Below are 20,672 nucleotides of genomic sequence, written 5' to 3' on the forward strand. Positions count from 1 at the left end.
CTGACCTAATAACATACCTATTTGAAGTTCCGGGCGTTTCTTTTCGTATCTTTGGGCGGGAGGCTCCGATGTCGCTGATCCAGATCCCCCTACCCCAATTACCAATGTTTCGTTAGGACTGACTAGCTATTTTCCCAGTCGACATACATGCACTGAATGGAGTTAAGTACATATTCGAGGTTGGGCCGAGGAATTGAGTTCACGGAGGATAGACCATGAAGCTTGGTGCCAGTTGGATTAAGAAGGGACTCTTGCTCGTTACCGGAACGCTCGGTCTTGCATTTGCTGTTCAAACCGGCGCGCAGGTCCAGACGGCAACAACGACGACGGCGGGCGAAACCCGCTACAACGTTACGGTCAACCGCGGCGAAGTTTACGCTGTGAACGGTAACGATTTGATCGTGAAAATGGAAGATGGCACTTTCCGGCATTTTCCGGATGTCCCGGAGTCTGCCCGAGCCACGGTTGATGGGAAACAGCTTGGCGTCCACGACTTGAAGCCGGGCATGAAGCTCCAGCGTACGATCACTACGACAGAAACTCCTATGATCGTCACCACAATCCAGACCGTGACAGGCAAGGTCTGGCATGTCAATCCGCCAAGGTCAGTGATCCTGACACTGGAAGACAACACCAACCAGGAGTTCAAGATCCCTAAGAATCAAAAATTCAACGTCGACGGCCAAATGGTCGACGCTTTCGCCTTGAGGAAGGGTATGAAGGTGTCGGCGACGAAGATTGTGGAAGTTCCGACAGTGGTTTTGGCGCAGGAGCAGAGTGTGACTGGCACGACGCCCCAAGCGGCGCCGCAAAAGGGTGCGGCGCCCGCCGCGCCTCCGAAGCAGGTCGCGACGAAGCCACAGCCTGTTACTGGCACGATTCCGCCCTCTCCGCCACCCGATGCTCCTTTGCTCGTTGCCGCGGGAGAGCCCACCCCTGTCCCGGCGGAAGCGGAAACACCCGCTGCCCCTGCCGAACCACCTGCGGAGAAACGAAGCTACCTTCCCTGGATTGGTCTAGCCGTGCTTCTGGTTGTAATTTTGTTCGTTGTCAGAATGCGCTCAAAGCCCAGCAAGTAGGGATGATCCAGGCTCAATTCGATGACTTTGATCAGGCACGAAGCCGTTGGACAACAGCTTCGTGCTCACCTTGCCTATTTCTCGGCCCAGTCCGAATCCCACCCGTGAGTCCCACCCTGCCTCCACTGCTCGGGGACGTCATGTACTTCAACGGGTGCTAATACCTCTTCCCAGACACACAACAAGTCCTGCACTCGCCCGACTTCTGAGGCCGGCCGCGGAGCCTCGTCAACTTCGATAAGTGAATTGCCTGTACTCACCATTTGAATTCTTTTTCCGTCACAGCAACTGGCCGATCTCAAGACAAGAGGGGTGGGAGTACGCAGCCTGGGGATGTACTGTCACCGGACGGAGCAGAAAGAACGCTATTGCGGTGCCGCTGAACCAATCTCGTATTCACTTTGCACTAGGCCGCCGTTATAGCTGCGGGTTCCAGCGTGATGAAGCTTGATGTCGCTCGGCAAGTGGCCAAATAACGGGATGCCCGCTCCAATCAGCACTGGCACGCGGGTGATCACTAACCGATCGATTAGCCCGGCGCCGAGGAATCCTTGAATGGTAATGCCGCCATCTATGTAAGCATGTTTGCATCCGCGAGACTCAAGCTGCGCAACGATTTCGGTCGGTTTGCCCGACGTCTGTTCGACTAACCCACCCGTGGTTGGTGACAAATCAAGTGGCCGGTGGCTCAGGACAATCACACGCTTCTCGCCGTAAAGCGCTAGGTGTCCGAGTTTCAGCACGACATCGAAAGTCCTGCGGCCGATCACGACTACATCGACGCTGGCGAGGAATTCCTTGAACCCGTGAGGCTCCTGTTCGCCGGTTTCCAAGAAGTCGAGCGTGTCGTCTGGGCGAGCCAGAAAGCCATCGACGCTCACTCCGCAGAAGACGGAGAGTTTCATGGCGACCCTCCTGATTTCACATTAGTTTAATGATCCAGTGTGCTTTGGGCAAGGAATCCGGATTGAGGGCTGTTGCCCTGACGCGATAGAGACGAGCCGGTGTGAGCCACCCTATTTTGTCTCTCATCGGGTATATTTCTCAATGGTCAAATCTTCTTCTCGGCACTCTTGGTTGATGCCAAATCGCCGAGTCGCTCATCGAGGCGGCGATTAATACTGGTATGTCAGCTTGCGTTTACAAATCCGTTTGGCTGCCAACGGAAGCTCGAATGTGTTCTTTACAGGGTCGGCGTCGCTTCGACTTCCTTGACACGCCTGATAGCATTAAATCAGCCAAGTAGAGCCCGGCCCACGCCGGGCCTTCTCGTTTAAACCGGGGAACAGGAACGGGCGGTCTGGACTCATGTCTCCTGTTTTGAATATTTTGCATACTTTAGTATGGGGAGGGATCACACTATGTCGCAGACCGTCGCCGAGACATCGACCAGCAGGACGATGGACCTCTCAGCCATCCAGACCGCACTCCGGGAAAATAAAATCGACGGCTGGCTGTTCTATGACCATCACTACCGCGATCCTCTGGCCTACCGGATTCTCGGCCTGGGCGAAGGCCTGCATGTGACACGTCGATGGTTCTACTTCCTCCCGGCGAATGGCGAGCCGAAAAAACTCGTGCATCGGATCGAATCTGGGCGGCTCGATTCCCTTCCCGGGACAAAGACGGTGTATTCGTCCTGGCAGGAGCTGGAGGCACAGGTCGCTGGGCTGACGGCCGGGGCGACGAAGATCGCGATGCAGTACTCGCCGCGCAACGCGATCATGTATGTCTCGATGGTGGATGCGGGCACGGTGGAGATGGTGCGCGGGCTGGGCAAAGAAGTGGTCAGCTCGGCGGATCTGGTGAGCCAGTTTGAGGCGGTGCTGAACGACGAGCAGATTACGACCCACTATGTGGCGCAACAAAAGATCGATGCAGTACTGGAAGCTGGGTGGCAGGAGATTGGCCGGCGGACGCGGGCGGGTGGGACGCATGAGTTTGCCATGGTTGAGTTTCTCTCGGAGGCGATGGGCCGCGAAGGGATGGTGTGGGAGCATGGGCCGAATGTGAGCGCGGGGGCGAACTCGGCGGATTCGCACTATGAGCCGACGGCAGCCAACTCAAAGCCGATCCGGAAGGGCGATTTCGTATTGATCGATATCTGGGGCAAGTTGAATCGCCCGGATGCCTGCTACTACGACATTACGTGGACGGGGGTTGTGGATAGGGAGCCGACGCCGCGGGAGCAGATGGTCTTCGAAACGGTTCGCGACGCCCGGGATGCTGCTGTGAAGGTTGTGCGAGAGGCTTTTGCAGCCCGGACGCCTATAGCTGGATGGCAGGCCGACGATGCGGCGCGAGATGTGATTGCGCGGGCGGCCTTTGGGGAGTGGTTTACGCACAGGACGGGGCACAACATTGGGACGGAGCTACACGGCAATGGTGCAAATCTCGACAACCTGGAGACCCATGACGAACGGTTGATCCTGCCGAAGACCTGCTTTTCCGTAGAGCCTGGGCTGTACTTTCCAGGGGAGTTCGGGGTGCGGAGCGAAGTGGATATGATTGCCGTGCCAGGCCGAGCAGAGGTGACCGGCAGGGTGCAACGAGAGCTGGTCCGGATCTAGGGATTGGGAAGATGCTGACGGTTTCGTACTGGTATGATGAGGTGAGATGACGACGAACGTTCAGGCGTCGGCCCGGGCCGCGCAGAAGACAACGACTCTGCCGCCAGCGCTCATTTTGATTGCGGGATGGCTGATTCCAGGTGCAGGACATTTTCTGCTGAAGAAGTGGATTCGAGGGTTGTTGCTGTTCGTCTCCATCGTGGCGATGTTCGGGATCGGCCTGGCCTTGAAGGGTAAGGTTTACGGACCCAACACCGCGGAGCTGCTGGACATGCTGAACTTCGCGGGCGATCTGGGAGCGGGGCTGCTCTATGTGCTCGCGCGGGTCTTCGACCTGGGGCAGGCGGCGGTGCAGATTGCGGTTGCGGACTACGGTACAAAGTTCATCGTCGTGGCGGGCCTGTTGAATATCATTGCCGCGGTCGATGCCCACTCGCTGGCGACAGGGAGGAAGGCGTCGTGACGATCTCGCACTTTGGAGCGGTGCTGCTCTTCTCGCTGTTTACCTCGGTCGTCTTCGGGATCACCCAACGGTCGGAGCCGAAGATGATGATTCGCTTTGGAGCCTTCTGCTTCTCCATTTTCGTGGGCGGAACGATTGCGGTCAGCTGGCTGATGTGGCTGATCAAGCACTAGAGCGTCACTCAGGCGAGTGAAAAGAGCCTGGGACCTCTATACCTTCTAAATCTTTGCAAGCCGATCAAGATACGCGGTGAGAACATCGCGGCGGAGGGTGTAGTTGACGAACTTCCCTTCCCGCTCCGAGTCGACCAGCCCGGCATTTTCAAGCTCTTTCATGTGGTGCGACAGGGTTGGCGCAGTGACGGGGATACACTCGCGAATGTCGCTGCAGGCGCATTGTCTCCCGGCACGACCGAGTTTCTCAAGAATCTCGTAGCGTCGTGGATCCGCAAGGGCCTTCGCGATGAGAGTGAACTGGCGATTCGTAAGCGAGATGGATTTGTTGGCCGTCACAGCTTCTAATGTATCGAATCCGTGTATCGACTTGTCTTCCGAAGTGCGAGTTGCAGGATGAAAAGAGAAAAGGCGCACCATGCGGTGCGCCTTTCTGTACTGAGTGGGTGGAGCTTAGGATTGCTGGCCTTCTTCTCCGGCCGGGGGATTCTGCTCCTCTAGCTGCTTCTGGAGCTCCTCACGCTTTTTCGTGCGGGCTTCGGCGCGCTTCTGCGCCTTCTCGTTGAGCTCCTGCTCGGCGCCGAGCAGCTCGATGAAGGCCATCTCGGCAGCATCGCCCTTGCGGGCTCCGGTGCGGGTCACGCGCGTGTAGCCACCGTTGCGCGCGCCGTAGCGGGGAGCGACGACGGCAAAGAGGCGGTCAACGGACTCAGGGGTCATCAGATATGCGGCAGCCTGACGGCGGGCATGCACATCGCCGCGCTTGCCGAGGGTGATCATGCGCTCGACAAGAGGCTTGGAGGCCTTGGCCTTGGTGATGGTGGTCTCGATGCGGTCCATCAGAATGATGGAGGTGACGAGGTTGCGCAGCGTGGCGCGGCGGTGGCTGGTGTTACGTCCTAGTTTGTATCCTGCATTGCGATGGCGCATGATGATCTCCTTCGGTTTGAGCTTCCGTTCAAACCGGAATTTCCGGGTTGTGCGTTGGGATGGGAGCAGGTAGTAGTTCCCTGCCCCCATCTGTTGCGGGTTTTAGAAGTTATCGGTCTCGGCGGGGAGGTTGAGGTCATCGTCCTCGTCCTCCTCGTCGTCGTCGTCATCGAAGTGACCGAAGCTGGCGGCGAGAGTGGCAGCCGGAAGGACGGAGGTCGGTCCGGGCTGCGGGTTGCCGTTTTCGTCGATCTTCATGCCGAGCGACAGGCCCATCTGCGCGAGGATCTCCTTGATCTCGTTCAGGGACTTGCGGCCGAAGTTCTTGGTCTTCAGCATCTCGGCCTCGGTCTTCTGAATCAGCTCACCGATGGTCGCGATGTTGGCGTTCTTGAGGCAGTTATAGCTGCGAACCGAGAGCTCAAGCTCTTCAACGGAGCGATTGAGGTTCTCGTTGCGGATTGCAGGACCGTCGTGGGCTCCGTCCTGACCAGCCTCCATCTCCTCCTCGAAGTTGATGAAGATGGTCATGTGATCCTTCAGCAACTTGGCCGAGAGGCCGAGCGCATCTGCGGGAGTGACCGTGCCGTTGGTCCAGATCTCGAGCGTGAGCTTGTCATAGTCGGTGATCTGACCGAGACGAGCGGCCTCGACGAGGTAGTTGACCTTGCGGACAGGCGAGTGGACGCTGTCGACCGGGATGAAGCCGAGGCCAAGATCGGCGTCGAAGTTCTTGTCGGCCGAGATGTAGCCACGGCCGCGCTTGAGGCGCATCTCCATGTCGATCTTGCCGCCCTCGGAGATGGTGCAGATGTAGACGTCCTTGTCGAGGATCTCGACGTCGCCGTCGGCCTCGATGGAGCCGGAGGTGACGACACCGGCTGCGTCGGAGCGCAGGTAGAGAGCCTTGGGACCTTCGCCATTCAGCTTGAACGGAATCTGCTTGAGGTTGAGGATGATGTCGGTCGCGTCCTCAACGACGCCGGCGATGGACTGGAACTCGTGCAGTACGCCTTCGATGCGGACCGCGGTAACAGCCGCGCCCTCGATGGACGAGAGCAAGGTGCGGCGAAGGGCATTGCCGATGGTGGTACCGAAGCCGCGCTCAAAGGGCTGGGCACTGAACTTGCCGTACTTTTCGGTGAGAGACTCGCCGTCGACTGCGAGGCGCTTGGGCTTTTGGAATCCTCTCCAAAGCATGTGTTTTCTCCTTTTCCGTCCTAGCCGCGAGGCATTCTGCGGTCTGGCGGGTGGTGCGGTTGCGTATTCAGTTTTGGGATTCGCTGAGTCCTCGGCAGAACCGGAGACTTACAACGTTGCTGCCGTTCCCACTCGATGTTGGCTGAGCGACAACGGCAGCAAAGATTGATTACTTGCTGTAAAGTTCGACGATCAGCTGCTCGTTGACCGGCAGGTTGACATCTTCGCGCTTCGGCAGAGAGAGAACCTTGCCCGAAAGGTTGTCGCGGTTGATGTCGAGCCAGGTAACAGAACGCTGACCGCTGGCGAAGTTCTTCGCCTCCTCGAGGAGGGTTATGGACTTCGAAGCCTCGCGGATCGCGATCTCGTCGCCAACCTTGCACTGGAAGGACGGGATGTTGACCTTGCGGCCGTTGACCTGAACGTGGCCGTGGCGGACGAGCTGACGGGCCTGACGGCGGCTCTGCGCGAAGCCAAGGCGGTAGGCTACGTTGTCCAGGCGGGTCTCAAGCTGCTGGAGCAGGAGTTCGCCGGTAACGCCGGTCTTGTTCGAAGCCTTCTCGTAGTAGGCGCGAAATTGCGTCTCGAGGGTGAAGTAGATGCGCTTGGCCTTCTGCTTCTCACGGAGCTGCAGACCGTAGCCTACGACCTTCTTCTGCTTCTTGGATTGGCCGTGCTGGCCGGGGGGAAAGTTGCGCTTCTCAACGGGGCACTTTTCGGTGAAGCACTTGGCTCCCTTGAGGAACAGCTTGGTACCGTCGCGGCGGCAGAGGCGGCAGACGGGTCCGGTATAACGTGCCATGACTTTCTATCTCCTGACTTCGGGTGTCGATCGCTTTACGCGCTGGCAGCGCTTCATCACGATCCGGTTAGCAAGTCCGCGGGAGCGCCAGGGCTCCCGCGGAAAAAGGTTGAAAAGGGTTATACGCGGCGGCGCTTGGGAGGACGGCAGCCGTTGTGCGGAATCGGCGTAACATCGCGGATCGAGCGAACCTCGATGCCGGCCGAAGCGAGAGCGCGGATGGCGGATTCACGACCCGAACCGGGACCGGAGACGCGCACATCGACCGAGCGAAGACCATGCTCGCGGGCGGAGTTGGCAGCGCCAACGGCAGCCTGCTGTGCGGCAAACGGGGTTCCCTTGCGGGAGCCACGGAAGCCGAGCGAACCCGAACTCTTCCAGCTGAGAGTATTGCCCGTCTGGTCGGTGATGGTAACGATGGTGTTGTTGAACGAAGCCTGGATAAAGACCAGACCGAATGGAACGTTCTTCCGCTCGCGCTTCTTGAACTTCTTGTTCTTGCCAGCCTTGCTGGCAGTCTTCTGCTGAGTCTTGGCCATGGCTTATTTCGTCGCTTTCTTCTTACCAGCGACGGTGCCCTTACGCGGGCCTTTGCGGGTACGAGCGTTGGTGTGGGTGCGCTGGCCGCGGACGGGAAGTGAGCGGCGGTGACGAAGGCCACGGTACGACTGAATTTCAATGAGGCGCTTGATATTAAGCGAAACGTCCTTGCGGAGGTCGCCTTCGATCTGGCCTTCCTGTTCGATGACCTGACGGATGCGGTTCAGCTGGTCCTCGTCGAGCGTGGCGATCTTGACAAACGGATCGATGTCCGCCTTGGCCAGGATCTTCGCAGCGCGCGAGTCGCCGATACCGAAGATGTAGGTGAGTCCGATGCGTACCTGCTTGTTGTTGGGTACGTCGACTCCAGCAATACGTGCCATTGGGGTCCTTATCGTTGGGCTCCGGAAGCTTCGCCACGGAGCGGGGTTGAGGGTTTCGGCAGGTGTCCGCGGGGTTCATCGCACGCCTTTACTTCGGCGAACTAGCCCTGCGGGGGCCGAGTTGAGAGGCGAACAAGAGCTCGCCTCGGTTAGCTATCCCTGACGCTGCTTGTGCTTGGCATTCTCGCAGATGACGCGAACGACACCGCGACGGTGGATCACCTTGCACTTGTCACAGATCTTCTTGACTGACGCACGAACCTTCATTCCTTCTCCTAAAAACAGCCTGAAGCTTTTTAGCTTCCAGCTTTCGCCAGAGGCCATCACCGCAAGCCTGATTGCCTGGGTCTTGTGTGCTCTATTTCTTCCGGAGAGCCAACGCCAGAAGCCGGAAGCTGTTTCGCCTACTTGTAGCGGTAGACGATACGGCCACGATTGAGATCGTACGGACTGAGCTCAATCGCGACACGGTCGCCGGGGAGGATGCGGATGAAGTTCTTACGCATACGCCCGGAGACGTGTGCCAGAGCCTGGTGCTTATTCTCAAGCTCGACCCGGAACATCGCGTTCGGCAGGGTCTCGACGACCACGGCCATTACCTCAATTGCATCTTCCTTCGACAAACGATCTCCTTTGGAAGAGTTTTTTTCAACTCTCTCCACAAAACGGTTGTGAGTGCGGGGCCCACGGCATGATCCAGTGCAACTGGATCATAGGCGCGCGGCGTACCGCACGCAGCATCTCTTATGATACCCCAGTTCCAGCTGTTTTCCTATGCCGGTCTGGGATTTCCCTTGGTTTTCCGCCAGAAATAGGCCCTCAGCGGGTCAAAACCAGGGGGCCGTTCTTGGTAAGAGCGACGGTGTGCTCAAAGTGAGCACTATAACTTCCATCCACCGTAACCGCCGTCCAACCGTCTTTCAGGACTTTAACCTCGGGAGCCCCAGCATTGATCATCGGTTCGATCGCCAGAACCATCCCCGCCTTGAGGCGAAGGCCCTTGCCGTGGGTTCCAAAGTTGGGGACCTGGGGGTCTTCGTGCATGCTGCGTCCGATGCCGTGACCGACGAAATCACGAACGACGCCAAAGCCCTCGGCTTCGCAGATCTCCTGCACTGCCGCGCCAATATCGAAGAGCCTTCCACCGACCTTGCACTGCTCGATGGCGGCTTCGAGCGCAGTCTGGGTTACGTCGAGCAGCTTTTGGATGCGGGGCTCCGGTTTCCCAATGGCGTAGGTGACGGCCGCATCGGAGTAGTAACCGTCGATGATCACTCCGCAGTCGATCGAGAGAATGTCACCGTCCTTGAGGACGCGCTTTGCGTTGGGCATGCCGTGGACGACCTCGTCATTGATCGAGGTGCACAGGGCAGATGGAAATCCGTGGTAGCCCTTGAAGGCCGCCTTTCCGCCCAGCTCGGCAATCTTCGCCACGGCGATCTCCTCGAGATCCATCGTCGAGGCTCCAGCGACGACGTGCGGAGCAATCGCGTCATGCACCTTGCGGAGAGCGATGCCGGAGACGCGCATCTTCTCGATCTCCTGCGGGGTTTTGATCATGATCGCCATAGTGCTGCTACTCCACCGCCTGGCGAAGCTGTTTCAGAGAGGATTCGATAGCAGCGGTGACTTGCTCGACGGAGCGGGCACCGTCCACCTCACGGAAGCGACCCTGCCGGCTGTAATGCTCGATGACGGGCGCGGTGAGGGAGTTGTAGGCCTTCATGCGTTCCGTAAAGGCGGCCTCAGTGTCGTCGGAGCGGTGCTGCAGCGGGCTTCCGTCGAAATCGCAGATGCCTTCCTGCTTTGGAGGCTTCGAGTAGATGTTGTAAATGTGCTTGCAGACCGGACAGATGCGGCGGCCGGTGATGCGGCGGAGAAGCTCCTGCTCATCCACACGGATGCTGATGGCAACGAGAGGGGCGTGCCCTGCTGCGGTGGAGGTAAGGTGGCTGTCGAGCCATTCAGCCTGGCCGAGCGTGCGTGGGTAACCGTCGAGGATGTATCCGCGCTCCACGTCGGGCTGCGCGAGCCGCGCGCCGACCATATTGTTGACCATCTGGTCCGGGACGAGCTGCCCTTGATCCATCAGGCCTTTGGCCACTTTGCCCAGGTCAGTTCCGCGTGCGATGTTATCGCGGAGGATATCGCCAGTAGAGATCTGGGGAATGCCAAAATCGGCCATCAGGCGCTGAGCCTGGGTACCCTTTCCCACGCCTGGGGCTCCCAGAAGAAGAATCGGCCCGGGCAGAAAAGCAGAGGCTGCCTGGGCCGAGGAATGCGCTGCAGATTCAGAGGTCAAAATTTCCAATTCCCTACCAGCTCTTGCGTCCACGGATACGGCCGCTCTTCGGAGTAAAGCCGTCGTAGTGACGCATGATGAGTTGCGATTCGATCTGCTGAACCGTGTCCATGGCAACGCCTACGACGATCAGAAGGCTGGTGCCACCAAAGTAGAAAGTCACGCCCAGTCCATTGGTGATCCAGCTGGGAAGCTTGTCAAAGATGGGCCCGACCAGCCAGAGATGATTGAAATGGATTCCGCTGATGATCATCTGCGGAATCATCACAATGATGATCAGGTAGACTGCTCCGACGAGCGTGATCCGAGTCAAAACATCGTTCACGAAGTCCGCGGTTCGCTTGCCCGGACGGATGCCTGGAATAAATCCGCCGTACTTGCGCATATTGTCGGCGATGTCGTCGGGACGGAAGACGATGGAGATGTAGAAGTAGGCGAAGAAGACAATCGCCACCACGAAGACCAGTTCATAGAAGGGCTCGCCGGGCGAGATGTACTGGAAGAGCGGGCCCAGCAGCTTGGTATCGCGGAGAGGGGCGCTGCCGAAGATGCTCATCCCCGCGAAGAGCAGCGGAGCCGACAGGATGGAGCTGGCAAAGATGACCGGCATGACGCCGCCGGAGTTCACCTTGAGGGGAAGATGTGTGGACTGTCCGCCCATCATCCTTCGGCCGACGATGCGCTTGGCATATTGGACTGGGATGCGGCGCTCGGAACGTTCCACGTAGACGATAAACGCGACGACCGCGATCATGCCGGCGATGAGAATAGCGACCGCGATGGGCGTAAAGGCTCCCCATGCGTTGGTCTGAACCTTGTCGTAAAGCTCAGCAATTCCCTTGGGGACGCCGACTACGATTCCGGCGAAGATCAACAGCGACATACCATTGCCGATGCCGCGCTCGGTGATCTGCTCACCAAGCCACATGATGAATGCGGTTCCCGCCGTAAGCGTAAGCACGCAGAGCGGGATAAAGGCACCTCGCGAGATGGTCACCATGGAGGAGCCGGTGGAGGTATTCGTCAAGGTCAGCGCGATGGTGAACGACTGCACGATCCCGAGGAGCACCGTGACGTAGCGGGTCCACTGGGTGATCTTGCGACGGCCCAGCTCGCCTTCCTTCTGCAGCTTCGCCAGAGGCTCGTAGATAACGGTGAGCAGCTGGAAGATGATCGACGCCGTGATGTACGGCATGATGCCGAGGGCGAAGATCGTCAGCTTGCGCAGGTTTCCGCCCGAGAACAGATCGACCAGGCCAAGGGCCGAGCCGGAGTTCTGATTGAAGAACTCCGCCAGCATGGCGCCGTTGATGCCGGGAGTGGGGATGTGGGATCCAAGGCGGTAGACCGCCAGCAGACCGAGCGTGAACAGGACACGCTTGCGGAGGTCTGGGATACGGAAGATGTTTGCGAACTTGTCGAACATCGGAGCGCGGAACCTCGAGGGTGAAACGGAAGATTCGGGATCAACGGCGATGCGAGGGAGCCTCTCCCTCGCCAGCCTTAATTCTACATGCTCGCAGCCGTGGACATTTTAAGCGATCAAAACGGCCTTGCCGCCAGCCTTTTCGATCGCCTCCTGGGCGGTCTTCGAGAACTTGTGGGCGTGGACCGTGACGGCGGCCGTGATCTCTCCATTATTGAGTACCTTGATGAGGCCGTTGCGCTTACGGAGAAGTCCCAGGGCGACGATCTTGTCGAGGGTGAACTCGGTCTCCGAGGAGGCGGCGTGGATCTCGGCGATGCGATCGAGGCCGAGAACCGTGTACTCGGTGCGGAAGATGTTGGTGAAGCCACGCTTGGGGAGACGGCGATGCAGCGGCATCTGGCCGCCTTCGAAGCCACGCATCAGGCTGGAGCCGGAGCGCGAACCCTGGCCCTTATGACCACGGGTGGAGGTCTTACCCATGCCCGAACCCATACCGCGGCCGACACGCTTCTTATTGCTATTGGCCTTTGCAGGGGCCTTCAGATTGGAGAGATTACGGATTGCCATTGTTTCCTCGCTATAACGCCGGGAGGTTACCCCGACTCGCATTTTGGGATTGGCCTTAGACCAATCGATTAAGAGTCGACAGCTCCACCCTACTCGACGACGCGGACGAGATGGGGAATCTTGGCGACCATGCCGCGGATGGACGGCGTGTCTTCGCGCTCAACGATCTGATTCAGACGAGTGAAGCCGAGGCCCTTGACGACGAGCTTGTGCTTCTCCGGCGTGGCGATCTTCGAACGGAAGTACTGCAGCTTGATTTTGGCTTTGGTTTCGGCCATGACTTAGGGGCTCCTCTTACAGTTCTTCTTCAGCTTTGCCGCGCAGCGCAGCTACTTCGGCCTTGTTGCGAAGCTGGGTGAGAGCGTCGAAGGTGGCCTTGATGACGTTATGCGGATTCTTGGTGCCGAGGGACTTGGTCAAGACGTTCTGCACGCCGACCGAGGTCATCACGGCGCGGACCGTACCTCCAGCGATGACACCCGTACCCTCAGGGGCGGGCTTCAGCATGACCTGGCCTGCACCATAGTGGCCCAGCACCTGGTGCGGGATGGACGTATCGGTGAGGTTGATCTTGAAGAGGTTCTTCTTGGCGGCCTCGATGCCCTTGCGGATGGCCTGCGGAACTTCCTTGGCCTTGCCCGAGCCGTAGCCCACAACACCCTCTGCCGGGTCGCCGATGACGACGAGCGCGGCGAAGGACATGTTCTTGCCACCCTTGACGACCTTGGTGACGCGATTGATGCTGACGACCTGATCCTTCAGGTTGAGGCGGTTCGCGTCGATCTTTTTCTTTGTTGCCATAGTGTCTTATCCAGCTTTCTGGCAGCCCGGCTGCGGGCGCCTTTCAAGAAACTTAGAACTCCAGACCCGCCTCGCGGGCTGCGTCGGCCAGGGCCTTGATGCGTCCATGATAGAGATAGCCACCACGATCGAAGACCACCTTCTTGATGCCCTTCTGCTGCGCACGCTCGGCGATGAGCTTGCCGACTTCGACGGCCGCGGCCACGTTGCCGCCAGTCTTCTTTGCTTCGCCCTTCTTGGTGAGGGTCGAGGCGGAGGCGATGGTAACGCCGCTGGCGTCGTCGATCAGCTGCGTGTAGATGTGATCGAGCGAGCGGTAGACGTTCAGGCGCGGACGCTCGGCGGTGCCGGACATCTTTTCACGGATACGCGTATGAACGCGCTTGCGGATGACGTCGCGTTTGCGAGGAGTAATCATAGTTCGTTTCCTTCCTAACAGCGTCGCCAGAGTGCTGACGACGTTCGGTTTGTACTGCCAATCGGGAACAGGGACCAGAGGCGGACTTCAAAAACTCCCTCAAACTACCGGGCGAGTTCATGGTCAGCCTCCGGTTCCCAACTTGCGGCTTATGCCCGGACCTTACCTAGCGCCGGTCTTGACACAGAGCGCGGAAACAAATCCTATCCTTCCCGCTTACTTCGCGCCGGTCTTGCCAACCTTCTTCTTCAGCTTCTCGCCGGTATAGCGGACGCCCTTGTTCTTGTACGGATCGGGCTTGCGGAGCGCACGCATATCAGCGGCCACCTGGCCAACCTTCTGCCGGTCAATTCCGGAGATGGTCACGTGGGTCTGCTTAGGATCAATCGCAACCTCAATGCCGGCAGGCAACGGGAACTCGATCGGATGGGAGTAGCCCAGGGTAAAGACGACAACGCCATTCCCCTTCAGTTCGACACGGTACCCAATGCCGACGATGTCAAGTTCCTTGGTCCAACCAGCGGTAACGCCGTGGACAGCATTAAAGACCAGAGCGCGTGCAAGGCCATGGAACGCAGCCTGCTTGTCGTTCTCACGCTCGGCAATGATTGCGCCATCCTTCTGGACGAGAGAGATACCAGCCGGGAGCAGAGCGGTGACCTTGCCCTTGGGGCCTTCTACGAGAACAGTGTTGCCATTGACGGTGTACTTGACACCGGCGGGCATGGGAATCGGTTTCTTGCCAATACGAGACATACTGAATCCTTTTGGGGCTTGCGAGTCGCGAAGGGATTTCGTACCTTCTTCGTTCCACTGCAGCCTGCGGCAACTGCCGTAATGCATCCTTCAAAATCTCTTCAACAACTCCACGATTACCAGACTTCGCAGAGAATCTCGCCGCCAACGCCTTCGCGGCGTGCCTGACGACCGGTCATGACGCCCTTGGGAGTGGTAATAATCGAGATGCCAAGGCCACCCTGAACGCGCCGGATCTCGTCGCGGCCAACATACACACGGCATCCGGGGCGGGAGACGCGCTGCAGGTCACGAATCGCAGCCTCGTTGTTCGTGCCGTACTTCAGATAGACTCGAATAACCTTCTGGCCATTCTCCTCGGTCGCCTTGTAGTTGGCGATGTAACCCTCGTCCTTGAGGATGCGGGCGATCTCCGCCTTCAACTTGGAGGCTGGAACGTCAAGCTTCTGGTGGCGAGCCCGGATGGAGTTGCGAATACGGGTCAGAAAATCTGCTACTGGATCGGTAAGGTTCATTCAATCTCCTTCATTCCCCGTTCGCTCGCGAACGTAGCTGATGCGAGAACCAGCGGAAATGTTGTTGCCTGCTTGTTTCCGTTCCAGACGTCTGCACCCTAAGCATGGCTCGAATGAGGTCTCTGAAGCGGGCGTGTGAGTAAATCCTCGCACGCGGGTTGGTGATGTTATTGTAGCAGCTCTACCAGCTCGACTTCACGACACCCGGAATCTCCCCCTTGAGGGCGAGTGAACGGAAGCAGAGACGGCAGACGCCGAACTTGCGAAGGAAGGCGCGCGGGCGGCCGCAGAGCTGGCAGCGGTTGTGCTGGCGGGACTTGAACTTCGGCTTGCGTGCGTCTTTGACGCGCTTTGCTGTGGTTGCCATATCGTTTAACTCTCTATCCTTGCAAAAACTGTTAGTAGCCCCAGAGACCCCTTGTACGGGTTACGCGCCCTGGCGGAAGGGCATACCGAATCCCCTCAGAAGCGCGCGAGCGTCGTTGTCGTCCTTTGCGGTCGTCACGATGGTGACGTTCATGCCTTTGAGCTTATCGACCTTCGCATAGTCGATCTCGGCGAAGATAAGCTGGTCCCGCAGTCCAAGCGTATAGTTGCCGCGGCCGTCGAAGCTCTTCGAGGAGACACCACGAAAGTCGCGCACGCGCGGAAGAGCGATCGAGATCAGGCGGTCGAGGAACTCGTACATCGTATCCCCACGGAGGGTGACCATCGCACCGATGGGCATTCCCTCGCGAACCTTGAAGGCCGCGATCGACTTCTTCGCCTTGGTGGTCACCGGCTTCTGTCCGGTGATGGCGGCAAGATCGGCCACCAGGGGATCCATGATCTTGACATTCTGGGTCGCCTCGCCCAAGCCCATGTTGACGACGATCTTCTCAAGCTTCGGAACCGCCATTATGTTCTCAAGATTGAGTTCCTTGGCGAGGGCCGGCTTGATCTCTTTGTCGTACTTCTCTCTGAATCGTGATGCCATTGTGTGTCTTCGCTTTCTCCACGGTTCCCGGATTGGCCTTAGCCGTCTACCGATTCGTGGGGTGAACCTTTTGAATTCTTTTACTGCCCCTAACGCAAAACTACTTCTTCTTCTCGGCAATCGCGTTTCCGCTCGCCTTGGAAAAACGGACCTTCTTCTCACCCTCGAGCCGGGTTCCGATGCGAGTTTTGTTGCCCTCTGCATCGACCAGCATAACGTTCGAGATGTGGATCGACGACTCCTGCTCGGCAATGCCACCCTTGATGTTGCGCTGAGGGTTTGGCTTGACGTGCTTCTTGACCATTCCAACGCCTTCAACCAGCACGCGCTGCCGATCAGCTATTACGCGCAAAACGCGATGCGGCTTGTCGCCCTTGTCTTTACCGGCGATCACAACGACCAGATCGTTGCGCTTGATCTTGATCTTGCTCTTCGTAACGGGCTTGTACTTTGTAGCCATCTTTATCTCCTGTTACCTCGGCAATCTGTCGGAGCCGGAATCCGCTCTATGTCGCCGCAAAGAACGCGGCGAAAGAGACTAAATGACCTCGGGCGCGAGCGAGGCGATCTTGAGAAACTTCTTCTCGCGAAGCTCACGGGCAACGGGGCCGAAGACGCGGGTTCCTACGGGCTCCATCGCGTCGTTGATGACGACCGCAGCGTTCTGATCGAAGCGGATATAGGTTCCGTCCTTGCGGCGGTACTCTTTGCGGGTGCGCACGATCACCGCCTTGACGACCTTGCCTTTCTTGACGGTTCCGTCCGGCGAAGCCTCTTTGACCGCCGCCGTGACCACATCGCCCAGGCCAGCCTTCTTGCCGAGACCGCCACCAAGGGGCAGGATCACCTGCAGCTTGCGCGCGCCAGAGTTGTCGGCCACGTCAAGGATTGTTCTCATCTGTACTGACATCGTTCGTCTCCTGGTGGTGCGGCCAGGGCCTAAATCGTCCCCTGGCTATGAATTTGAAACTTATGCAACAGCCTGCAGAGCTTACTTGCTCTCGGCGACCGGAGCCTTCTCGTCGGCCAGAGCCAGCGAGCTGCGACGGACGATCTCTTCGAGCGACCAGCGCTTCAGCTTCGACAGTGGACGGGCCTCGCGAATGCGAACCACGTCACCGACGCGGGCGGAGTTCTGTTCGTCGTGCGCGTAGAACTTCTTGTTCGACTTCATGACGCGCTTGTACTTGGGGTGCGCCTTGCGCATCTCGATCTCGACGACGATGGTCTTCTGCATCTTGGTCGAGACGACCAGGCCGACCTTCTCGTTACGGCGGGAGGCGGTCTGCTCGGCGGCTTCGGTCTTGTTTGTGGTCTCTGCCATGGCTTAGTCCTTCTTTGCTTTCTTGCGAGTGCTCTTTACCGGAGCTGCGACAACAGCGGCGGGCGCGGAGGCGTCTGCAGATGCCAGTTCGCGCTGACGGGCGACTGTCTTGATGCGGGCGATATCCAGCTTCAGCGTCCGCACCTTCTTGACGCCCTCGGTGTTGCCGAGGCTCTTCTGAAAGCGGATGCGGAACAGCTGCTCGGCAGCCTTCGTCTGCTCGCTCTTTAGCTCTTCGTCACTGAGGTTGCGAATCTTATCGAGTTCCATGTGTCTCTTCCTTCAAACTCTTACTTGGCCACGGCGGTGCTTGCAACGTCATGGCGCTGAACAAAGGTGGTCTTGAGCGGCAGCTTGTGAGCGGCCAGGCGCATCGCCTCCTTGGCGATCTCGGGGTTGACGCCCTCCATCTCGAACAGGATGCGTCCAGGGCGAACAACGCAGACCCAGTGATCCGGAGCTCCCTTGCCCTTACCCATACGGGTTTCGGCAGGCTTCTTGGTGATCGGCTTGTCAGGGAAAAGACGCAACCACACCTTGCCGCCGCGCTTGATGAATCGTGTCATCGCGATACGGCTGGCTTCAATCTGGCGGTCGGTGATGTAACCGCACTCCATGACCTTCAGGCCGTAGTCGCCAAACGAGAGATCGGAGCCGCGCCACGCCTTGCCGGTCATCCGGCCACGCTGCTGCTTGCGATACTTCACCTTCTTAGGCATCAACATAACGAAACCCCTAGCTGTTAGCTGCCGGCCTCCAGCTTGCAGCCAGAGACCAGCTAAAATCCAAATCCTGCTTTGCAGATCAACCAGCCACAAGCTGAAACTCGAGGCTAGACGCTGCTTTTACGATGCGAAGACACCGGCGGTCGTGCCCTGGTCGCGACGCTTCTTCTGTTCGTAGATATCGCCGCGGTACACCCAGGTCTTCACGCCAATAACACCGTAGGTGGTCTTCGCCTCGGCAAATCCATAGTCGATGTCGGCGCGAAGCGTGTGCAGCGGGAGACGGCCCTGAAGATACCACTCGGAGCGCGCGATCTCGTTTCCGTTCAAACGGCCGGAGACGCGAACCTTGATTCCCTTGCAGCCGAAGCGAAGAGCGGAGTCCACACTCTTGCGCATCGCGCGGCGGAAGCTGACGCGCTTCTCGAGCTGCAACGCGATGTTCTCGGCCACCAGCTGAGCGTCAAGCTCAGGCTTGTTGACCTCGAGGATGTCGACGAACACCTCGCGGTTGGTGCGCTTCTGGATGTCGGCCTTGAGCTTGTCGATCTCGGCTCCCTTGCGGCCGATGATGATGCCCGGTCGCGCGGTGCGAATGATCAGGCGCAACTTGTTGCCGGGACGCTCCACCTCGACCGAGCTGACGCCGGCGGCCTTCAGCTTCTCGCGGAGCTCGGCCTTCAGCTTGACGTCCTCGACCAGCAGCTTGTCATAGCCGCGCTCGACAAACCAACGCGACTTCCACGGCTTGTTCACGCCGAGGCGAAACCCATACGGATGGACTTTCTGTCCCATAGCTTCCCTTTACTCTCTCGCTCCTGACCGGTTGAGCCGGCGGGCGGTAGTGCAAAACCCTTATTTTAACTCAAGCAGACGTCGAAAGTTCGGTTACTTCGCGGCTTTCTTGGTCGCTGTCTTCTTTGCTGCAGCTTTCTTGGCCGGAGCCTTCTTCGCTGCGGTCTTGCCGGCTGTCTTCTTAGCGGCTTTCTTCGCCGCCGAAGCCGGAGCTGCCTCTTCTGCCGTATTCACGCCGGCTCTGTTCTTCTCGGCCACGGTCACGATGATGTGGGCAAGGCGGCGCTGGTAGCGGAAGGCACGGCCCATCGGGGCAGGGCGAATACGCTTCATGCGCGGACCTTCATTGGCCACGGCAGACTTCACGTAAAGATTGTCGACGTCAACGTCCAGCCCCTGCTCCTGCGAGAGGTAGTTGGCATTTTGAATCGCCGAACGCAGAACCTTCTCGACCACCGGAGCGATGCGCTTGTTGTTGAAGTGAACCGTGTTGATCGCCTGCTCCACACGGAGCCCCTTGATCAGGTCCAGGACGAGCTTCGCCTTCTGCGGGCTGGTGCGCTGGAACTTCGCCTCCGCGCGGAACTCTCTTGTCTTCTCTGCTGCCTTAGCCATGACTTTCAGTCCTTAGAAACTAAATACTTGTTACGCGACCGCTCTTATTTCGGCTTCGCCGCAGACTCGGTCTTGGCGGAGTGGCCCTTGAAGGTGCGGGTCGCCGCGAATTCACCGAGCTTGTGGCCGACCATATTCTCGGTCACGTAGACCGGGATGAATTTGCGGCCGTTGTGCACGGCGATCGTGTGGCCGACGAAATCCGGGTGGATGGTCGAACGGCGCGACCAGGTGCGAAGGACCTTCTTGTCGCTCGTCTGGTTCATGACGTTGATCTTCGTCATGAGGTGGTCATCGATGAACGGACCCTTTTTGGTAGAACGTGCCATGTGCTAGCTCCGAATCTCTCTATGCTTCAAATTCTGTAGAAGCTTTTCTCTTCCTGCTAAAAGCTTTTCTTACTTGCTTGCGGCGGTTCACGATGAATACATCGGTCCGCTTTGACGCAAAGCGCCTTACTTAGATCTGCGGCTGACGATGAACGCGTCGGTCCGCTTGTTGTTACGTGTCTTGTATCCGCGAGTCGGCTGACCCCACGGCGTCACCGGGTGACGACCGCCAGAGGTCTTACCCTCACCACCACCATGCGGGTGATCGACGGGGTTCATCGAGACACCGCGATTGGCCGGGCGAATTCCCTTCCAGCGATTCCGGCCTGCCTTGCCGATGGTTACGTTCTCGTGATCGGTGTTGCCTACCTGGCCTACGGTCGCCATGCACTCCACCAACACCTTACGGGTCTCACCGGAAGGAAGCTTGAGGAGGGCATAGTCGCCTTCCTTGGCGACCAGCTGAGCCGAGGAGCCGGCCGAGCGAGCCATCTGCGCGCCCTTACCAGGACGGAGCTCGATGTTATGAACCGTGGTACCGGCAGGAATGTTCTTGAGGGGAAGCGCGTTACCAACCAGGATATCGGCATCGGGTCCGCTCATGATCGACTGACCGACCTTGAGTCCTACCGGCTGCAGAATGTAGCGCTTCTCGCCATCAGCGTAGTTGACCAGCGCAATACGCGAACTGCGGTTCGGATCGTACTCAATCGTAGCGACCGTCGCCGGTATTCCGTATTTGTCGCGCTTGAAATCGATGAGTCGGAGCTTCTTCTTGTGCCCGCCGCCTTGGTGACGGATCGTCATCGCGCCCGTCGAGTTGCGGCCGCCCGTGCGCTGCTTGACGGTCAGCAGAGGCTTATGCGGCTTGTCCGTCGTCAGATCGTCGTTGCGCAACGTCGTGATAAAGCGCAGCGATGGTGTAATCGGTCTAAAAGATTTGATCGGCATCTTCTTCTTAGCTCCTAGCTTTTCGCTCC

General features: G+C 58.5%; 33 protein-coding genes. 4 read left to right on the forward strand and 29 right to left on the reverse strand.

Annotated elements, in window-relative coordinates; all coding sequences use genetic code 11:
• Positions 1-215: 215 nt before the first annotated feature.
• Positions 216-1,079 carry a hypothetical protein gene (locus BDD14_RS09970; protein ID WP_130418674.1) on the forward strand — a complete coding sequence of 288 codons (864 nt, stop codon included), beginning with the start codon at positions 216-218 and terminating at the stop codon, positions 1,077-1,079.
• A gap of 365 nt (positions 1,080-1,444) precedes the next feature.
• On the opposite strand, the gene BDD14_RS09975 is transcribed toward BDD14_RS09970, so the two are convergent.
• Entirely contained in the window at positions 1,445-1,984 is a 540-nt protein-coding gene (locus BDD14_RS09975) for a dihydrofolate reductase family protein (protein WP_130418675.1), read from the reverse strand.
• A gap of 456 nt (positions 1,985-2,440) precedes the next feature.
• Here BDD14_RS09975 and BDD14_RS09980 point away from each other — a divergent pair, with 456 nt between their 5' ends.
• The 3 genes from BDD14_RS09980 to BDD14_RS31725 are packed head-to-tail and all read left to right on the forward strand — an operon-like array spanning position 2,441 to position 4,285.
• Entirely contained in the window at positions 2,441-3,649 is a 1,209-nt protein-coding gene (locus tag BDD14_RS09980; RefSeq protein ID WP_242617858.1) for a M24 family metallopeptidase, read from the forward strand.
• A gap of 46 nt (positions 3,650-3,695) precedes the next feature.
• Positions 3,696-4,112 (forward strand): DUF6677 family protein, encoded by a 417-nt coding sequence (locus tag BDD14_RS09985; RefSeq protein WP_130418676.1) that lies wholly within the window; start codon positions 3,696-3,698, stop codon positions 4,110-4,112.
• Positions 4,109-4,285: a hypothetical protein gene (locus BDD14_RS31725; RefSeq protein ID WP_165420011.1), complete on the forward strand. Its 177-nt coding sequence runs from the start codon at positions 4,109-4,111 to the stop codon at positions 4,283-4,285. The genes BDD14_RS09985 and BDD14_RS31725 overlap by 4 nt, the downstream gene beginning before the upstream one ends.
• A gap of 45 nt (positions 4,286-4,330) precedes the next feature.
• Here BDD14_RS31725 and BDD14_RS09990 read toward each other — a convergent pair whose 3' ends face one another.
• From BDD14_RS09990 to rplB, 28 genes are all read right to left on the reverse strand, one after another.
• Positions 4,331-4,705, reverse strand: a complete 375-nt coding sequence (locus BDD14_RS09990; RefSeq protein ID WP_130418677.1) for an ArsR/SmtB family transcription factor — start codon at positions 4,703-4,705, stop codon at positions 4,331-4,333.
• 33 nt (positions 4,706-4,738) lie between these two features.
• Positions 4,739-5,215, reverse strand: coding sequence for a 50S ribosomal protein L17 (gene rplQ / locus BDD14_RS09995; RefSeq protein WP_130418678.1), 477 nt, complete (start codon positions 5,213-5,215; stop codon positions 4,739-4,741).
• A gap of 102 nt (positions 5,216-5,317) precedes the next feature.
• Positions 5,318-6,415 carry a DNA-directed RNA polymerase subunit alpha gene (locus BDD14_RS10000; protein WP_130418679.1) on the reverse strand — a complete coding sequence of 366 codons (1,098 nt, stop codon included), beginning with the start codon at positions 6,413-6,415 and terminating at the stop codon, positions 5,318-5,320.
• A gap of 169 nt (positions 6,416-6,584) precedes the next feature.
• Complete coding sequence (gene rpsD, locus BDD14_RS10005; RefSeq protein ID WP_130418680.1) at positions 6,585-7,217, reverse strand: 30S ribosomal protein S4; 633 nt, start codon at positions 7,215-7,217, stop codon at positions 6,585-6,587.
• Between the two features lie 119 nt (positions 7,218-7,336).
• Positions 7,337-7,756: a 30S ribosomal protein S11 gene (gene rpsK / locus BDD14_RS10010; RefSeq protein WP_130418681.1), complete on the reverse strand. Its 420-nt coding sequence runs from the start codon at positions 7,754-7,756 to the stop codon at positions 7,337-7,339.
• Positions 7,757-7,759: 3 nt separating this feature from the next.
• Positions 7,760-8,140, reverse strand: a complete 381-nt coding sequence (gene rpsM / locus BDD14_RS10015; RefSeq protein ID WP_130418682.1) for a 30S ribosomal protein S13 — start codon at positions 8,138-8,140, stop codon at positions 7,760-7,762.
• A 153-nt stretch (positions 8,141-8,293) separates the two neighbouring features.
• The gene (rpmJ, locus tag BDD14_RS10020) at positions 8,294-8,407 is read right to left on the reverse strand and encodes a 50S ribosomal protein L36 (protein ID WP_013581269.1); all 114 of its coding nucleotides are present in this window, start codon (positions 8,405-8,407) and stop codon (positions 8,294-8,296) included.
• Between the two features lie 137 nt (positions 8,408-8,544).
• Positions 8,545-8,763: a translation initiation factor IF-1 gene (gene infA / locus BDD14_RS10025; protein WP_130418683.1), complete on the reverse strand. Its 219-nt coding sequence runs from the start codon at positions 8,761-8,763 to the stop codon at positions 8,545-8,547.
• Positions 8,764-8,959: 196 nt separating this feature from the next.
• Positions 8,960-9,709, reverse strand: a complete 750-nt coding sequence (map, locus tag BDD14_RS10030) for a type I methionyl aminopeptidase (RefSeq protein ID WP_130418684.1) — start codon at positions 9,707-9,709, stop codon at positions 8,960-8,962.
• 7 nt (positions 9,710-9,716) lie between these two features.
• The gene (locus tag BDD14_RS10035) at positions 9,717-10,442 is read right to left on the reverse strand and encodes an adenylate kinase (RefSeq protein ID WP_130418685.1); all 726 of its coding nucleotides are present in this window, start codon (positions 10,440-10,442) and stop codon (positions 9,717-9,719) included.
• A 13-nt stretch (positions 10,443-10,455) separates the two neighbouring features.
• Positions 10,456-11,868 (reverse strand): preprotein translocase subunit SecY, encoded by a 1,413-nt coding sequence (gene secY / locus BDD14_RS10040; RefSeq protein ID WP_130418686.1) that lies wholly within the window; start codon positions 11,866-11,868, stop codon positions 10,456-10,458.
• Between the two features lie 108 nt (positions 11,869-11,976).
• On the reverse strand, positions 11,977-12,438 hold the full coding sequence (rplO, locus tag BDD14_RS10045; protein WP_130418687.1) for a 50S ribosomal protein L15: 462 nt from the start codon (positions 12,436-12,438) through the stop codon (positions 11,977-11,979).
• An 89-nt stretch (positions 12,439-12,527) separates the two neighbouring features.
• Positions 12,528-12,716 (reverse strand): 50S ribosomal protein L30, encoded by a 189-nt coding sequence (rpmD, locus tag BDD14_RS10050; RefSeq protein WP_130418688.1) that lies wholly within the window; start codon positions 12,714-12,716, stop codon positions 12,528-12,530.
• A 16-nt stretch (positions 12,717-12,732) separates the two neighbouring features.
• Positions 12,733-13,239 (reverse strand): 30S ribosomal protein S5, encoded by a 507-nt coding sequence (gene rpsE / locus BDD14_RS10055; protein ID WP_130418689.1) that lies wholly within the window; start codon positions 13,237-13,239, stop codon positions 12,733-12,735.
• 52 nt (positions 13,240-13,291) lie between these two features.
• Positions 13,292-13,657: a 50S ribosomal protein L18 gene (rplR, locus tag BDD14_RS10060; RefSeq protein WP_130418690.1), complete on the reverse strand. Its 366-nt coding sequence runs from the start codon at positions 13,655-13,657 to the stop codon at positions 13,292-13,294.
• A 216-nt stretch (positions 13,658-13,873) separates the two neighbouring features.
• Positions 13,874-14,413: a 50S ribosomal protein L6 gene (gene rplF / locus BDD14_RS10065; RefSeq protein ID WP_130418691.1), complete on the reverse strand. Its 540-nt coding sequence runs from the start codon at positions 14,411-14,413 to the stop codon at positions 13,874-13,876.
• 116 nt (positions 14,414-14,529) lie between these two features.
• Positions 14,530-14,928, reverse strand: coding sequence for a 30S ribosomal protein S8 (gene rpsH / locus BDD14_RS10070; protein WP_130418692.1), 399 nt, complete (start codon positions 14,926-14,928; stop codon positions 14,530-14,532).
• Positions 14,929-15,109: 181 nt separating this feature from the next.
• Positions 15,110-15,295, reverse strand: a complete 186-nt coding sequence (locus BDD14_RS10075) for a type Z 30S ribosomal protein S14 (protein ID WP_020715220.1) — start codon at positions 15,293-15,295, stop codon at positions 15,110-15,112.
• Between the two features lie 60 nt (positions 15,296-15,355).
• A complete protein-coding gene (gene rplE, locus BDD14_RS10080) occupies positions 15,356-15,904 on the reverse strand; it encodes a 50S ribosomal protein L5 (RefSeq protein WP_130418693.1) in 549 nt (182 codons plus the stop codon).
• Between the two features lie 100 nt (positions 15,905-16,004).
• A complete protein-coding gene (gene rplX, locus BDD14_RS10085; RefSeq protein ID WP_130418694.1) occupies positions 16,005-16,364 on the reverse strand; it encodes a 50S ribosomal protein L24 in 360 nt (119 codons plus the stop codon).
• Positions 16,365-16,442: 78 nt separating this feature from the next.
• Positions 16,443-16,814 carry a 50S ribosomal protein L14 gene (gene rplN / locus BDD14_RS10090; protein ID WP_130418695.1) on the reverse strand — a complete coding sequence of 124 codons (372 nt, stop codon included), beginning with the start codon at positions 16,812-16,814 and terminating at the stop codon, positions 16,443-16,445.
• Between the two features lie 81 nt (positions 16,815-16,895).
• Positions 16,896-17,228, reverse strand: a complete 333-nt coding sequence (gene rpsQ / locus BDD14_RS10095; protein ID WP_130418696.1) for a 30S ribosomal protein S17 — start codon at positions 17,226-17,228, stop codon at positions 16,896-16,898.
• A gap of 3 nt (positions 17,229-17,231) precedes the next feature.
• Entirely contained in the window at positions 17,232-17,498 is a 267-nt protein-coding gene (gene rpmC / locus BDD14_RS10100) for a 50S ribosomal protein L29 (RefSeq protein WP_130418697.1), read from the reverse strand.
• Between the two features lie 20 nt (positions 17,499-17,518).
• Positions 17,519-17,953 (reverse strand): 50S ribosomal protein L16, encoded by a 435-nt coding sequence (gene rplP / locus BDD14_RS10105; protein ID WP_130418698.1) that lies wholly within the window; start codon positions 17,951-17,953, stop codon positions 17,519-17,521.
• A gap of 120 nt (positions 17,954-18,073) precedes the next feature.
• Positions 18,074-18,748 carry a 30S ribosomal protein S3 gene (rpsC, locus tag BDD14_RS10110; RefSeq protein WP_130418699.1) on the reverse strand — a complete coding sequence of 225 codons (675 nt, stop codon included), beginning with the start codon at positions 18,746-18,748 and terminating at the stop codon, positions 18,074-18,076.
• Positions 18,749-18,841: 93 nt separating this feature from the next.
• Positions 18,842-19,363 carry a 50S ribosomal protein L22 gene (gene rplV / locus BDD14_RS10115; protein ID WP_130418700.1) on the reverse strand — a complete coding sequence of 174 codons (522 nt, stop codon included), beginning with the start codon at positions 19,361-19,363 and terminating at the stop codon, positions 18,842-18,844.
• 44 nt (positions 19,364-19,407) lie between these two features.
• The gene (gene rpsS, locus BDD14_RS10120) at positions 19,408-19,692 is read right to left on the reverse strand and encodes a 30S ribosomal protein S19 (protein ID WP_130418701.1); all 285 of its coding nucleotides are present in this window, start codon (positions 19,690-19,692) and stop codon (positions 19,408-19,410) included.
• Between the two features lie 126 nt (positions 19,693-19,818).
• On the reverse strand, positions 19,819-20,643 hold the full coding sequence (gene rplB / locus BDD14_RS10125; protein ID WP_130418702.1) for a 50S ribosomal protein L2: 825 nt from the start codon (positions 20,641-20,643) through the stop codon (positions 19,819-19,821).
• Positions 20,644-20,672: the final 29 nt, after the last annotated feature.

Origin of the sequence: Edaphobacter modestus, from assembly GCF_004217555.1 — a bacterium.
Classification (GTDB): domain Bacteria; phylum Acidobacteriota; class Terriglobia; order Terriglobales; family Acidobacteriaceae; genus Edaphobacter; species Edaphobacter modestus.

What these genes read in the sequence shown, in the direction of transcription:
- BDD14_RS09970 (WP_130418674.1), top strand. Translation starts at nt 216, where the DNA reads ATGAAGCTTGGTGCCAGTTGGATTAAGAAGGGACTCTTGCTCGTTACC.
- BDD14_RS09975 (WP_130418675.1), bottom strand. Translation starts at nt 1,984, where the DNA reads ATGAAACTCTCCGTCTTCTGCGGAGTGAGCGTCGATGGCTTTCTGGCT.
- BDD14_RS09980 (WP_242617858.1), top strand. Translation starts at nt 2,441, where the DNA reads ATGTCGCAGACCGTCGCCGAGACATCGACCAGCAGGACGATGGACCTC.
- BDD14_RS09985 (WP_130418676.1), top strand. Translation starts at nt 3,696, where the DNA reads ATGACGACGAACGTTCAGGCGTCGGCCCGGGCCGCGCAGAAGACAACG.
- BDD14_RS09990 (WP_130418677.1), bottom strand. Translation starts at nt 4,705, where the DNA reads ATGGTGCGCCTTTTCTCTTTTCATCCTGCAACTCGCACTTCGGAAGAC.
- rplQ (WP_130418678.1), bottom strand. Translation starts at nt 5,215, where the DNA reads ATGCGCCATCGCAATGCAGGATACAAACTAGGACGTAACACCAGCCAC.
- BDD14_RS10000 (WP_130418679.1), bottom strand. Translation starts at nt 6,415, where the DNA reads ATGCTTTGGAGAGGATTCCAAAAGCCCAAGCGCCTCGCAGTCGACGGC.
- rpsD (WP_130418680.1), bottom strand. Translation starts at nt 7,217, where the DNA reads ATGGCACGTTATACCGGACCCGTCTGCCGCCTCTGCCGCCGCGACGGT.
- rpsK (WP_130418681.1), bottom strand. Translation starts at nt 7,756, where the DNA reads ATGGCCAAGACTCAGCAGAAGACTGCCAGCAAGGCTGGCAAGAACAAG.
- rpsM (WP_130418682.1), bottom strand. Translation starts at nt 8,140, where the DNA reads ATGGCACGTATTGCTGGAGTCGACGTACCCAACAACAAGCAGGTACGC.
- rpmJ (WP_013581269.1), bottom strand. Translation starts at nt 8,407, where the DNA reads ATGAAGGTTCGTGCGTCAGTCAAGAAGATCTGTGACAAGTGCAAGGTG.
- map (WP_130418684.1), bottom strand. Translation starts at nt 9,709, where the DNA reads ATGGCGATCATGATCAAAACCCCGCAGGAGATCGAGAAGATGCGCGTC.
- secY (WP_130418686.1), bottom strand. Translation starts at nt 11,868, where the DNA reads ATGTTCGACAAGTTCGCAAACATCTTCCGTATCCCAGACCTCCGCAAG.
- rplO (WP_130418687.1), bottom strand. Translation starts at nt 12,438, where the DNA reads ATGGCAATCCGTAATCTCTCCAATCTGAAGGCCCCTGCAAAGGCCAAT.
- rpmD (WP_130418688.1), bottom strand. Translation starts at nt 12,716, where the DNA reads ATGGCCGAAACCAAAGCCAAAATCAAGCTGCAGTACTTCCGTTCGAAG.
- rpsE (WP_130418689.1), bottom strand. Translation starts at nt 13,239, where the DNA reads ATGGCAACAAAGAAAAAGATCGACGCGAACCGCCTCAACCTGAAGGAT.
- rplR (WP_130418690.1), bottom strand. Translation starts at nt 13,657, where the DNA reads ATGATTACTCCTCGCAAACGCGACGTCATCCGCAAGCGCGTTCATACG.
- rplF (WP_130418691.1), bottom strand. Translation starts at nt 14,413, where the DNA reads ATGTCTCGTATTGGCAAGAAACCGATTCCCATGCCCGCCGGTGTCAAG.
- rpsH (WP_130418692.1), bottom strand. Translation starts at nt 14,928, where the DNA reads ATGAACCTTACCGATCCAGTAGCAGATTTTCTGACCCGTATTCGCAAC.
- BDD14_RS10075 (WP_020715220.1), bottom strand. Translation starts at nt 15,295, where the DNA reads ATGGCAACCACAGCAAAGCGCGTCAAAGACGCACGCAAGCCGAAGTTC.
- rplE (WP_130418693.1), bottom strand. Translation starts at nt 15,904, where the DNA reads ATGGCATCACGATTCAGAGAGAAGTACGACAAAGAGATCAAGCCGGCC.
- rplX (WP_130418694.1), bottom strand. Translation starts at nt 16,364, where the DNA reads ATGGCTACAAAGTACAAGCCCGTTACGAAGAGCAAGATCAAGATCAAG.
- rplN (WP_130418695.1), bottom strand. Translation starts at nt 16,814, where the DNA reads ATGTCAGTACAGATGAGAACAATCCTTGACGTGGCCGACAACTCTGGC.
- rpsQ (WP_130418696.1), bottom strand. Translation starts at nt 17,228, where the DNA reads ATGGCAGAGACCACAAACAAGACCGAAGCCGCCGAGCAGACCGCCTCC.
- rpmC (WP_130418697.1), bottom strand. Translation starts at nt 17,498, where the DNA reads ATGGAACTCGATAAGATTCGCAACCTCAGTGACGAAGAGCTAAAGAGC.
- rplP (WP_130418698.1), bottom strand. Translation starts at nt 17,953, where the DNA reads ATGTTGATGCCTAAGAAGGTGAAGTATCGCAAGCAGCAGCGTGGCCGG.
- rpsC (WP_130418699.1), bottom strand. Translation starts at nt 18,748, where the DNA reads ATGGGACAGAAAGTCCATCCGTATGGGTTTCGCCTCGGCGTGAACAAG.
- rplV (WP_130418700.1), bottom strand. Translation starts at nt 19,363, where the DNA reads ATGGCTAAGGCAGCAGAGAAGACAAGAGAGTTCCGCGCGGAGGCGAAG.
- rpsS (WP_130418701.1), bottom strand. Translation starts at nt 19,692, where the DNA reads ATGGCACGTTCTACCAAAAAGGGTCCGTTCATCGATGACCACCTCATG.
- rplB (WP_130418702.1), bottom strand. Translation starts at nt 20,643, where the DNA reads ATGCCGATCAAATCTTTTAGACCGATTACACCATCGCTGCGCTTTATC.